The organism is Agrobacterium sp. El2ro-1b, assembly GCF_048298475.1.
In the GTDB taxonomy this organism is placed as follows: Bacteria; Pseudomonadota; Alphaproteobacteria; order Rhizobiales; family Rhizobiaceae; genus Agrobacterium; species Agrobacterium fabrum.
Genome location: NZ_CP103458.1, coordinates 138,874 through 151,401 on the forward strand (window position 1 = coordinate 138,874; position 12,528 = coordinate 151,401).

Annotated in this window: 8 protein-coding genes; 3 read left to right on the plus strand and 5 right to left on the minus strand. The window is 61.5% G+C overall.

The features are described from left to right. Positions 1–63 precede the first annotated feature (63 nt). A complete protein-coding gene (locus NYR50_RS00675) occupies positions 64–567 on the minus strand; it encodes an RrF2 family transcriptional regulator (RefSeq protein ID WP_418136461.1) in 504 nt (167 codons plus the stop codon). A gap of 49 nt (positions 568–616) precedes the next feature. Here NYR50_RS00675 and NYR50_RS00680 point away from each other — a divergent pair, with 49 nt between their 5' ends. Together NYR50_RS00680 and pdeM are read left to right on the plus strand one after the other, a co-directional pair. Next, positions 617–3,208 carry a ligase-associated DNA damage response DEXH box helicase gene (locus tag NYR50_RS00680; RefSeq protein WP_418136462.1) on the plus strand — a complete coding sequence of 864 codons (2,592 nt, stop codon included), beginning with the start codon at positions 617–619 and terminating at the stop codon, positions 3,206–3,208. Between the two features lie 34 nt (positions 3,209–3,242). Beyond that, positions 3,243–3,971 (plus strand): ligase-associated DNA damage response endonuclease PdeM, encoded by a 729-nt coding sequence (gene pdeM / locus NYR50_RS00685; protein WP_174019817.1) that lies wholly within the window; start codon positions 3,243–3,245, stop codon positions 3,969–3,971. Positions 3,972–3,992: 21 nt separating this feature from the next. Here the strand turns inward: pdeM and NYR50_RS00690 are convergent, their stop codons facing one another. The 4 genes from NYR50_RS00690 to podJ form a co-directional block, all read right to left on the minus strand. Further along, positions 3,993–4,430, minus strand: a complete 438-nt coding sequence (locus NYR50_RS00690; protein ID WP_006313302.1) for a universal stress protein — start codon at positions 4,428–4,430, stop codon at positions 3,993–3,995. A gap of 158 nt (positions 4,431–4,588) precedes the next feature. Beyond that, positions 4,589–5,416 (minus strand): TIGR02186 family protein, encoded by an 828-nt coding sequence (locus tag NYR50_RS00695; RefSeq protein WP_418136463.1) that lies wholly within the window; start codon positions 5,414–5,416, stop codon positions 4,589–4,591. Beyond that, on the minus strand, positions 5,413–6,339 hold the full coding sequence (locus NYR50_RS00700; protein ID WP_006313297.1) for a sulfite exporter TauE/SafE family protein: 927 nt from the start codon (positions 6,337–6,339) through the stop codon (positions 5,413–5,415). The genes NYR50_RS00695 and NYR50_RS00700 overlap by 4 nt, the downstream gene beginning before the upstream one ends. Before the next feature lie 263 nt (positions 6,340–6,602). After that, entirely contained in the window at positions 6,603–10,349 is a 3,747-nt protein-coding gene (gene podJ, locus NYR50_RS00705; protein WP_418136464.1) for a cell division protein PodJ, read from the minus strand. Positions 10,350–10,726: 377 nt separating this feature from the next. On the opposite strand from podJ, the gene NYR50_RS00710 reads away from it, so the two are divergent. Continuing rightward, entirely contained in the window at positions 10,727–12,523 is a 1,797-nt protein-coding gene (locus NYR50_RS00710; RefSeq protein ID WP_418136465.1) for an acyl-CoA dehydrogenase C-terminal domain-containing protein, read from the plus strand. The last annotated feature ends 5 nt before the right edge of the window (positions 12,524–12,528 follow it).

Genomic DNA, 12,528 nt, shown 5'->3' on the forward strand with positions numbered 1-12,528 from the left:
CGGTCCGGAAAGCGGTAAGGCTGTCCGGGAACGTGATTGGTGGTTCGGGGTCCTATTTAGAGTTCAGCGCGTCGTCGTCTTGCGCTCGTTCATGTCAAGAAAGGCGCAGCCGCGGGCGGCAATTCCACCATCGTCATTGGCGGCAAGATCACCCAGAATGTCGGCGATTGTGGTTTTGGCAAGTTCGGCGCGGTACACCTTCTCTGCCTTCAGCATCGCGGCATTGATGCCGCAGGGCTTGGTGAAATAACGCCCCGGCAAGGGGTTCGGCCCGCGCTGGCGAATTTCCGCGCAGCGGAAGGCAGGCTGCGGCCCCTCGACCGCCAGCACGATATCAAGCAGGGTGATCTTGTCGGTTGCCCGGGCCAGACGGTAACCGCCCTTCGGCCCCGGCACGGTGGCGGCTATGCCGGCGTTTGACAGCGATTGCAGGTGTTTCAGCAGATAGCTCGTGGAAACGCCGTGGAATTCCGCGAGCGCCGCTGCCGACAGCACGCCGCCTTCGGAAAGTCCCGCCAGCATGCCCACACTGTGAATGGCCTGTTCAACGCCGTCTCCGAGTTTCATCGGTCTTTCCCATGTTCCGTTGCTTCAGTATCGTGGATATTATTTATCCATGATTTTGTTTTCCTGTCAAGCGGAAGCATTGCGCTCTTCTTTTTCGCTGGTTTTTCACTACCTTGAAGCGGTGAACCATATCGAGCCCCCCACGTCCGGCACGCATGTCGGCACCTTGCCCCTTCCATTCCAGAAATGGTTTGCAGAAAAGGGATGGTCTCCGCGCGCCCATCAGCTGGAACTGATGGCGCGGGCGCGGGGCGGGGAAAACATGCTGCTGATCGCGCCAACGGGGGCCGGCAAGACGCTCGGCGGCTTCATGGCGTCGCTCACCGATCTGGCGGAGCGCGGCAAGGTGCCGCCCGGCTCCGGTTTTGTCGGCGTGCACACGCTCTATATCTCGCCTCTGAAGGCGCTTGCGGTAGATATTGAGCGCAATCTCACCAGACCCGTTTCCGAAATGGGCCTGCCGATTGTGATCGAAACCCGCACGGGCGATACGCCGCAGGCCAAACGCCAGCGCCAGAAGGTTAAGCCACCCGATATTCTGCTGACGACACCGGAGCAGGTGTCGCTGCTCTTGGCCAACAAGGAAGCCGAGCGGTTTTTCCGCGATCTGAAATATGTGGTTCTTGACGAACTGCATTCCCTCGTCACCTCCAAGCGTGGTCATCTGCTGTCGCTGGCGCTTGCCCGTGTGCGTCGGCACGCTCCTGACGTGCGCTTCATCGGCCTTTCGGCCACGGTGGCGGAGCCGATGGATTTGCGCCGTTATCTTGCGCCACAGGGGCAAGGCGAGCCACCTGCCGGTCTCATCACGGTCGAAGGCGGTGCAAAGCCTGATATTTCCATTTTGCAGACGGAGGAACGCATCCCGTGGTCCGGCCATTCCGCGCGTTATGCCGGCAAGGACTTATACGAGGCGTTGAAGCAGCATCAGACGACACTGGTCTTCGTCAACACGCGCTCACAGGCCGAACGGGTCTTCCAGGAACTGTGGACCGTCAATGACGACAATCTGCCGATTGCGCTGCATCACGGCTCGCTGGATGCCGGCCAGCGCCGCAGGGTGGAGGCGGCCATGGCGGAGAACAAGTTGCGCGCCGTCGTCGCCACCTCGACGCTTGATCTCGGCATAGACTGGGGCGATGTCGACCTTGTCGTGCATGTCGGTGCGCCTAAAGGGGCGAGCCGCCTTGCCCAGCGCATCGGCCGTTCCAATCACCGCATGGACGAGCCGTCAAAGGCGATCCTCGTTCCCGCCAACCGTTTCGAGGTGATGGAGTGCCGGGCAGCGCTGGATGCCAATTACATCGGCGCGCAGGATACGCCGCCGATTGCCGAAGGCGCGCTCGATGTTCTGGCCCAGCATGTGCTCGGCATGGCCTGCGCCGAACCCTTCGATGCGGATGAACTTTATTGCGAAGTCACCAGCGCCTCGCCCTATGCCGACCTGCCGCGCGCCACCTTCGATCGGGTGGTGGATTTCACCGCGACAGGCGGTTATGCGCTGCGCACCTATGAACGTTATGCCCGCATCCGCCAGATGAAAGATGGCCGCTGGCGCGTTTCCAATCCGGCTGTCGCCCAGCAATATCGCCTGAACCTCGGCACCATCGTTGAGGCCGCGGAATTGAACGTCCGCATGGTCAAGCGCAATGCCAAGGGCACGGTCGGGCGCGGCGGCATGTCGCTCGGCAAGGTGGAAGAACATTTCCTCGAGCAGCTGGTACAGGGCGATACGTTCCTGTTCGCAGGCAAGGTGCTGCGCTTCGAGGGCATCCGCGAGAACGAATGCCTGGTGTCGCAGGCCTTTTCCATGGACCCGAAAATCCCCTCCTATGCTGGCGGCAAGTTTCCGCTTTCCACCTATTTGGCGGATCAGGTGCGCTCCATGCTTGCCGATCCTGCTCGCTGGCAGGCGCTGCCGGATCAGGTCCGCGACTGGCTGGAAATCCAGAAGGAAAAGTCGATCATTCCCAAGCGCGACGAGTTGCTGGTGGAGACCTTCCCGTTCCGCAAGCGCTTCTTCATGGTCATGTATCCCTTCGAGGGACGGCTGGCGCACCAGACGCTCGGCATGCTGCTGACGCGGCGGCTGGAGCGCGCGGGCGCCAAACCCATGGGTTTCGTCGCCACCGATTATTCGCTCGCCATCTGGGCCATGGCGGATATCGGCATGCGGTTGAATTCCAACCGGCTGTCGCTGGCGGACCTACTGGATGAGGACATGCTGGGCGACGATCTGGAGGCGTGGCTGGACGAGTCCTTCATGCTGAAGCGCACGTTTCGCAATTGCGCAGTCATCTCTGGCCTCATCGAGCGCCGTCATCCGGGCAAGGAAAAGACCGGCCGGCAGGTCACGGTCTCCGCCGATCTTATTTATGACGTTCTTCGCAGCCATGAGCCGGATCATATCCTGCTGGAAGCGACGCGGCGGGATGCGGCGGCGGGACTTTTGGACATTGGCCGTCTTGGCGATATGCTGAAGCGAATCAAGGGCCACACCACCCATCGCGCGCTGGAGCATGTCTCGCCGCTCGCCGTTCCGGTGATGCTGGAAATCGGCCGCGAGACGGTGGCAGGTGAGGCGATGGACGATGTGCTGGCCGAAGCTGCCGACGAGCTGATCGCCGAAGCCATGTCCTGAACGATGAAAATGGAATGAAGGAACGACCACAAAAGTGCTGAGCCGGCTGACATTGAGCGACAGGTTTTCAAATGGCTTCGAATGCCTCGGCAGCGAAACCGCCATCCATGGTGTCGCCGCCTGGTGCGATCCTTTGGGCGGGCTCTACCTGCCGGACCTGTCACTGCTCGTCGTCTCCGATCTGCATCTGGAGAAGGGGGCTGCTTTCGCCCGGCGCGGCCGCATGCTGCCGCCCTACGACACCATTGCCACGCTTAAAATCCTGTCCTCGCTCGTCAGCCGCTACGATCCGAAGATCGTCGTCAGCCTCGGCGATAATTTCCACGATCGCGTTGGCTCGCAGCATCTGCCGCTGCCGCTGCGTGAACTCATTCGCGAGATGGCCCGCAGCCGCGAATGGATATGGATCAACGGCAATCACGATCCCGATGGTACGGTCGACTTGCCGGGCTCGTCGGTGGATGAGATGTTTTACGGTAATCTCGTCTTCCGCCACGAGCCGAAAGTGGGAGAGGCAGCCGGCGAAATTGCAGGTCACCTGCATCCTTCCGCCACCGTGCGTCGCCGCGAAAAGACGGTGCGGCGGCCCTGTTTCGCCACCGATGGTTCACGGCTGTTGATGCCGGCATTCGGGGTCATGAGCGGCGGGCTGGATTTGCGCCACAAGGCCATGCGTGGTCTCTTCGATCACACGGCACTCGTCGCGCATCTGATGGGTAGGGACCGCATCTATTCGGTGCGGTTTTCAAATCTGCTCGGCTGAGCGCATCTCGTCCAGCCCCGCCTATTGGCGGTAGACCAGCACCGGTATCTTCGAGTTCTTCAGCACCTTTGCCGTGACGCTGCCAAGCAGCATCTCGATGAAACTCCTGCGCCGATGCGAGGCCATGGCGATGAGGTCGCAGCCGGTCCTGTCGGCGATTTCGATGATCGCCTCATCCGGCCGTCCCGCCCTTGCCAGCAGGGCTTCGCAATCCAGCCCCATGGCGGCGGCATGTGCCTGCGTATCGCGCAGCAGATGCTCCGCCTCTTCGCAGCGGTGGAATTCCTCTTCGGCAATGGCGGCAATGTCTTCGACGTCGCTCGCAATTACATGAAAGGGTTCCGATACCGTCACGACGGTCACCTTTGCGCCTGCCTCTCTGGCGAGAGCGAACCCTTGGTCGATTGCGATCTGCGCCAGCGGCGAGCCATCGGTGGGAATGAGAATGTGCTTGAACATGACATTTCTCCTTTTCATCCCGGTCGCAACCGCGCTCATTGCCATGATCGGCGCGCGTGGTTGTAACGTCTCGAATTTTACCGCAAACCGATGACGGAAGCGAATGCTATCTTTGGCGGAAAGGGCAGCGTGCGCCCGATTTTTGCGAGAGGAACTGATCAGTCCTTGCGGAAGATGATGCTGGCGCCCCAGCCCGTCACGACCGCCAGGAGAACGCAGAGCGCGCCATAGGCAAGCGGCGTCTGATGCGCCGCATCGGTGATCGCCTGTTCCATGCCGGTCTTGACGACACGCAGCTTCAATTCGCGCTGGGCGATGAATTTGCCGCTCTTGAAAAGATAGGCGCGCGCGGTGTGCACACCGTTCGGCACGTTGGCGGGCAGGCGCAGCGTCGCCCAGAACAGGCCGGTGCGTTCCAGCCGCACCCCGGTTGTATCGTTGCGATAGATGCCGCTCGAAAGCTTGAGCCGACGATAGGCCTCCTGGAAATCGAAGACATTGTCGGGCACGCCGGAGAAAACGGCACTTTTGAGTGACAGATGATCGACGCCGAGCCCCATGGCGCGCAGCGTTCCGGGCGAGGCGACGTCGTTGATATTGCGCGTGCTGGCCATGGAATAGGATTCCGGCAGCGGCGTGAAGGTAATGGCGCTGGTATTGATCCAGATGCCAGCCACACGCTGCTTCTTGCGCACGGTCATATAGTCGCTCGGCCCTTCCAGCGTCACGACGATATCATATTGCCCGATGGCCAAAAGCAGCTGGTCGGTATTGTTGAGCGCGCCGAAGAGGGTGAAATCCGCCCCGCGAAAATCGGACGCAATGGGAATTTCGGTCGTTGATGCGCCGATTTCGATATTTTCCTGCAAGGGCCGCTGTTGCGGGCCGGGCGGCAGGGCAAGCGGCGGCGTCTGCGCCGAGGCCGTTTCGCCAAAGGCAAGGAAGGGCAACAAAAGAAGAGTGGCAAGCAGCGGGCGGAAGGTCAATAGCCGAGCCCCCCCACGGCCACTGAAAACAGGTCTTCCGGCCGCACCACCAGCGAGACGGCAAGGCGCAGCGCGACGGCAAGGACGAGAAGGGCGAGCAGCGCGCGGAGCTGTTCGCCGCGCAGTTTCTGGCCCACGCGTACGCCATATTGCGCGCCGATGACGCCAGCCACCATCAGGATGAAGGCCAGCACCACATCGACGGAATAGTTGGTTGCGGCCTGAACGACGGTCGTATAGGCGGTCACGAAGATGATCTGGAACAGCGAGGTGCCGACAACCACGCTGGTGGGGATGCGTAGCAGATAGATCATCGCCGGCACCATGATGAAGCCGCCGCCCACACCCATGATCGAGGTGAGGATGCCGATGCCGAAGCCAAGCGCAACGATGGGAATGATGCTGAGATAGATCTTGGATTTCTTGAACCGCATTTTCAGCGGCAGGCGATGAACCCAGTTGTGATGGCCCGGCCGGCGCAGCGTCACAGTTTCATTGCGGGCGGCGCGGCGAAGCGCCGAAATGCTTTCCTTCAGCATCAGCGTGCCGACGGTGCCGAGCAGGATGACGTAAAGCAGTGAAACGATGAGATCGAGCTGGCCGATGCTGCGCAGGAAGGAGAATATCCACACGCCGACCGTGGCGCCCACCAGACCACCCACAAGAAGCACGGTGCCGAGCTTGATATCAAGCGTTCCACGCCGGAAATGCGTGATCGACCCGGAGACGGAGGAAGCAACCACCTGGTTTGCGCCGGTCGCGACGGCGACCACGGGCGGAATATTGTAGAAGATCAGCAGCGGGGTGATCAGAAAGCCACCGCCCACGCCGAACATGCCGGACAGAAAACCGACGGCCGCGCCCATGCCGAGAATGATGAAAATATTCACCGACAGTTCTGCGATCGGCAGATAGACAGTCACGGCTCGGACCTCGGGCAAATGGTTCCGGGCGACAGGGCCTGTCCGGGTGAGGGGGCCGCGCCGCGATTTACACTTTCTGTCTGAAAAGACCGGGCATGCCCGGCCTTCATCCGTCATGCCCGCGAGGGCCTGACCTGTCAACATTCAACGGTAAATACGTTGATAATTAGGAAAGATAGCGGCCGTGTGTCGGCAACCGGCCACATTCCTGCATCGGCTTGGGCGAAAGCGGCCAGGGGGCCGCCTCACCGGTTTTTCAAGGCTTATTTGTTGCGGGCGAGCAGCGCGGTCACCAGCTCGTTGGTAATGCGCCCGTCCGGCGTCTGGCCCACGGATTTCTGGAAGTCCCTGATGGCCGTGACGGTATTCTTGCCAAGCTTGCCATCCGGCTGGCCGGCATCGAAACCGTTCTTGTTGAGGATCGCCTGGATGTTGCGGATCGCCTTTTCCATGTCCACGGAGGCCGTCTTCACACCCTCCTTGCCGGCCCATTCCTCAGGGGGGTTGACGCTGTTGGCGTCGTCTGAAAGCGGCTTCACCTTCCAGGCGTCCACCTTGGCCTTGGCGCTCTGCAGCTGCTGCGGGCTCATCGCGCCTGCAACCTCGTCGCGCTTCTGGGCGGCATCAGCGTCGCCATCCTTGGCGGCAATGGCGAACCACTTGTAGGATTCCTCGATATCCTGCTTCACGCCGCTGCCGCGGGCATAGAGAATGGCAAGGTTGAACTGGCTGTCACGCACGCCGAGTTCGGACGCCTTGATGAACCATTGTGCGGAGGCGGCGAAATCGGGCTGGCCGGCCGCGTCTGAGGCGAGCAGGACTGCGAGATTGTGCATGGCGCCGGCATTACCCTGTTCGGCAGCCAGCGTGTAGTAGCGCTTGGCCTCGACAAGGTTGCGCTCGACGCCATTCGCCTTCTCGTAAAGATTGGCGAGACGATATTGCGCGGGGGCAAGGCCACGATCGGCCGCCATCTTGTACCACTTTGCAGCTTCCGCACGGTCGGCGGTTACGCCGCGGCCATCGGTGTAGCGTGCCGCAATCTCGAACAGCGCCTGCGTGTCGCCCTTGGCGGCCGCTTCGGCAAGCGATGCAGGCTCTATGCCGGCCGGAACCGCAATGGTGTCCTGCGCAGGAATAGTCGTGGTGGCGACCTCAGTCGGTTTCGGCCCTTCGTTCTGCGCGACGGTGTCGGACTTTGCGGGGTCTACGGCGGGAACATCGGCAACCGGCGGCTCATCCGGCAGCGGCGCGCCGCCGATGGTGCGGTTATCGATGATGTTCTGCGCCGGTGCGGCGTTTTCGATACTGTCGTCCGAGGCAGCCTGTTCCGGATCGATGGCAAGACCGGAGGGAATGGTCACGGCCTTGTCGCCGGTTTCGGGAAGCGCGGAGACCGGGCCCTGGTCCGTCTTCTGCTCTATGACCGGTGCCGGAGCTTCCGCGCCGCCGATCAGCGTCTTGACGAGCGGCATGGCCATCATCGCCAGAAGAATGGCGCCGATGCCGAGCAGCAGCGGCCGACGATAACGCGAAAGTGCCGACGTGTCGGCCTTGCGGCTTTTCTTGCCGGTGTCCAGCTTCTCCGGCGATGTTTCCATGGCGGCGGCCTGGGCGGCGCGGCGGGCGGCGGCGATGAAATCCGTCCGTCCTTCCGCATCCGCGGCCTTGCCGGCGCCTGCGACCTGGCTGGCACGCACACGTTCGAGGATTTTCTTGATATCGGGCGCACCCGAGCCCGGCTCCAGAAGTTCGTTCTCCTGGCCAGCCGGCAGAACGTCGATCGGATCGAGCGACGGGGCGGGCTCAACCTGCGTGCGGGCGGAGGAGGCCGATACGGGTTCTTCCTTGGCCTTTGCGGGCTTCGCCGTGCTTGTCTTGAAACGCTTCGTCAGGCCGGCGAGCAGGCTCTTCCGTTCCGCTTTTGCGGGCTTGGCGGCAGCAGGCGGTACGATCGCGGTCGCGTCGTTTTCGCTGACATCATCGAGGATGGCCTGCTCTTCGGCGATATAGCCTTCTTCCGGGAAAACGGCGGCCGGCATGGCCACGTCTTCACGGCTGGCTGCAACCATGTGCTGCGCGACGTTCCGGGGAGCGTCTTGGCGATAGGCGGGCGCGCTGTCGAGATTGTCCAGACGACCCGCAATCTGCACCAGCGTCTCGTGCAGCGCCTCGAAGGTGCGGTGCGTGCGCTCTTCGGTGTTGCGGCTCAAGGCTTCGAGGCTGCGCAGATCGGTGGCGAGATCGGTCAGCATCGTCATGTCGGCGAGGTTTGCGCCGGCCGAGAGATTGTTGCGGGTATAGGCGTCCAGAACGGCCTCGGCTGCCTGCCGCGCCGCTTCGATGATATATTCGTCGTTCGACGCCATGTAGTCTTCGATCGCCGCCATGCGGACGTCGAGTTCAGGGGATATGCCGGTCGCCTGCACCTGCACCGGCTGGCTGATCAGCGTCGACAGATGGGCGATCTGGTTTTCGAGGCTTGCCAGAGCGCGGCTATCGGCAGGAGCGGCATGGGCGGTCTCGTCCAGGCGGGCGGCGATCGTACCGAGCCGTTCTTCCAGACGGGAAAAAGTGGTTTCGCTGAGACCCGAAGCCGGTTGCGGCTGGCTGTAGCGATAATCGAGATCTTCTATCCGCCGGGCGAGCAGGTCGAGCCGCTCGGCGAGGCCGTCATTGACTGCGCCGTGATCCAGCGCATCGATTTTGCGGGAGATATCGCTGAGGAAAGATGTCAGTTCCGCCTGCTGCGTGGGGCGCTGCGACCGTTCCAGCAGCAAGGAAAGCTGGTCCAGCCGGTCGTGCAACTGGGCGGCGTCGCGCGCGGTGCTCAGCTCATCGATCTTGCCGGAGAGCGCTTCGAGGCGGGCGGTAAGGTCGGGCGCCGGTTCCGGCTTGACGGCGGCGAGGCGGTTGATGTCGCCGAGCTGTTCGGCAAGGCCGTTCAGCCGGGTTTCCAACCGCTGTGCCAGCGCATTGTCCGTGGCCTGCGCATTGGCGCGTGTGCCGGTTGCGGCAATGGCGCGGCTGATTTCGTCCAGCCGCTGGTCGAGACCGGAAAACTGTTCGGTAAAGGCGGCCTCGTTTGGCTGCATGTGCTTGCCGAGCTGCTCCACGGCGCTGGCAATGGTGATGAGCTTTTCCTCGAGCACGCGCACGGCGGGATTGTTGCTCATGCCGCCAAGTTGCGTCTTGATGTCATCGAGACGATAGGCGAGCGAAACGATCTCATCCTGCAGCGAGGCTGCATCGAAACCGCGCAATGTGTCTTCCACATTGTTCCAGCGGCTTTCGATCCGGTGCACGCTGTCTTCGCGCGCAAGCTGGTCGATCGTCAGGCGCAGGTCCTCGAATTCGTTGCGCAGCCCATAGGCGTCAGGAGATGCCAGATTACCGAGCTGGTCGATGCTGCCGGCAAGACGTGCGATGTCGTCGCGCAGATCGCCGATGAATTGCTGGTCTTCCGCCACCGCGCGGATATTGCGGATTTCGGCACGCAGCCCCTGCGCTTCGCGGGCAACGCCCTCGGCAATATCGTGCTTCAGCTCATGGCGAAGGTTGACCAGCGCCTGCGCGATCTCCTGCAGGGCTGCATCATTGCGCTGCTGTTCCTGATAGGGCGGAATGGCGCGGGCACGCGGCGCGGGAGCGGCCGTCTGCTGCGTGTCCCTTGAGCCATATTCCGGCGCGAGCGGCCGGGTAATCGTTCGTTCCGGGCGGGCAACGGGTTCGTGCGGGCGCTGGAAGCTCGCTTCGAGAAGACGCTGGCGCTGGCGAATTTCGTTGACGGGATCGAGCTGCGGCGGCGTGACGGCGGCGCGGGGCTCGCGCGGCGCGGCATAGGCGTCGCTCTTCTGCTCCGGCGGGGTGCTCGCAGCGCGCGGCTCACGCGGAAACTTTTGGCTCATCAGCCCTTCAATACGGGCTTCAAGGCCTTCAATGGTGCGATTGAGCGCATCAAGAGACGATCTGTCGCTTGGCTGTTGGGTTTTCGATCGCAATCCGTTCATCTTTTCGCTCGCTTCGCTTCCGCCCGCCGTGCCCGGTTATCTGTCGCCACATTGCCTGTCTCGACAGGCCGCCGCCGCAACATGTCGCAATTCCAGAGCCGGTATTTGCCCCCTTGGAGGAAAATGCGCCGCTGAACGAAGCAGTTACCTCTTGTCGGAGAATTCACGAAACGTGGTAAAGAAGTGGTTAACTATGGTTGGAATTTTTTAACTTTTACGGCGGAGGGCGCGCTTACGTTGAGCCAGGTATCGGTGGGCCCAAAAAGAGAGGGCGATATTCAGCGGAAATTTGTTTGACGTTTACGCGCACGTCAAATATTGTCATGGCATATCGGCCGGACTGGCTCCGGCGCCCACGATGCGGAGGAACATCGGTAATGCCTGTTTACAAGGCCCCAGTCAAAGACACGCTTTTTATCCTGAACGACGTTCTTGGCCTCGAGCGGTATAACAACCTGCCCGGCTTCGAGGATGCAACCCCCGACATGATCGAAGCGATCACCGGCGAGGCGGCGAAGCTTGCAGAGGAACGACTTTTCCCGCTCAACCTTTCCGGTGACCAGCAGGGTTGCAAGCGCGCCGATGATGGTTCGGTTTCCGTGCCTGATGGTTTCAAGGCTGCTTATGACGCCTATTGCGAAGGCGGCTGGATCGGCCTTGCCGTTCCCCAGGAATTTGGCGGGCAGGGCCTGCCCTATACGCTGCATGCGGCGATCGGCGAATATATGTCGTCCGCCAACCTGTCGCTGATGATGTATCCCGGCCTGACACAGGGCGCGATTGCTGCGGTTCTCGTGCATGGCACGCAGGAACAGAAGGAAACCTATCTGCCGAAGATGGTGGACGGCACATGGTCGGGCACCATGAACCTCACCGAACCCCATTGCGGCACCGATCTCGGCCTGCTGCGCACCAAGGCCGTACCGCAGGGCGACGGCAGCTATAAAATATCCGGCCAAAAGATCTTCATCTCTGCCGGCGAACATTCCATGACTGATAATATCGTCCATCTGGTGATTGCCCGCATCGAAGGCGCGCCGGAAGGCACCAAGGGCATTTCGTTGTTCATCGTGCCGAAGTTCCTGGTGAAGGAAGACGGTACGCTTGGTGAGCGCAACGGTGTTACCTGTGGTGCTATCGAACACAAGATGGGCATCCACGGCAACGCCACCTGCGTTATGAACTATGACGATGCGACGGGCTATCTCCTGGGCGCGGAGAACAAGGGCCTTTCGGCCATGTTCGTGATGATGAACGAGGCCCGCCTCGGCGTTGGCCTGCAAGGCCTTTCGGTCGGTGAGATCGCCTATCAGAACGCCGTCGAATATGCCCGTGAGCGCTTTCAGGGCCGCTCGCTTTCCGGTGCCAAATTCCCCGACAAGAAGGCCGATCCGATCATCGTGCACCCTGACATCCGCCGCACGCTGATGACCATCAAGGCCTATAACGAGGCCGGCCGTGCTTTCCTTCTGTGGACGGCGCTGCAATCCGATATCGCCCACCGTGCCGCTGACGAGAAAGATCGCCAAGTGGCGGATGACCTGCTCGGCCTCGTCACGCCGATCCTGAAAGGCGTGTTGACCGACAAGGGTTTCGACCACGCTGTGATGGCGCAGCAGGTCTTCGGCGGCCATGGCTACATCGAGGAACATGGCATGAGCCAATATGTCCGCGATGCGCGCATCACCATGATCTACGAGGGTGCGAACGGCATTCAGGCGCTCGATCTCGTCGGCCGCAAGCTCGGCATGAATGGCGGCCGCGCCGTCATGGCGCTGTTCAAGGAAATCGGTGATTTCTGTGAGGAAAACCGTGCTGATGAAAAGCTCAGCCTTTACACCAAGGGCCTGAAAAAGGGCTTGAATGACCTTCAGGCCGCAACCATGTGGTTCATGCAGAACGCCATGGCCAAGCCCGACAATGCCGGTGCCGGTTCGACCGACTACATGCATCTCTTCGGTATCGTGGTGCTGGGTTACATGCAGGCGCGCATGGCGAAAGCCGCTAGCGAAGCGCTTGCGGCAGGCAGCACTTCGGACGAGGATTTCCTCAAGACCAAGCTTGTCACGGCGAAGTTTTACATGGAGCGCATCATGCCGGAAACGGCGCTGCGCAAGGCCCGCATCGAAACCGGCGCGGACACCATGATGGAACTGGCTGCAGAAGCGTTCTGAGACAT

What these genes read in the sequence shown, in the direction of transcription:
- NYR50_RS00675 (WP_418136461.1), bottom strand. Translation starts at nt 567, where the DNA reads ATGAAACTCGGAGACGGCGTTGAACAGGCCATTCACAGTGTGGGCATG.
- NYR50_RS00680 (WP_418136462.1), top strand. Translation starts at nt 617, where the DNA reads ATGATTTTGTTTTCCTGTCAAGCGGAAGCATTGCGCTCTTCTTTTTCG.
- NYR50_RS00690 (WP_006313302.1), bottom strand. Translation starts at nt 4,430, where the DNA reads ATGTTCAAGCACATTCTCATTCCCACCGATGGCTCGCCGCTGGCGCAG.
- podJ (WP_418136464.1), bottom strand. Translation starts at nt 10,349, where the DNA reads ATGAACGGATTGCGATCGAAAACCCAACAGCCAAGCGACAGATCGTCT.
- NYR50_RS00710 (WP_418136465.1), top strand. Translation starts at nt 10,727, where the DNA reads ATGCCTGTTTACAAGGCCCCAGTCAAAGACACGCTTTTTATCCTGAAC.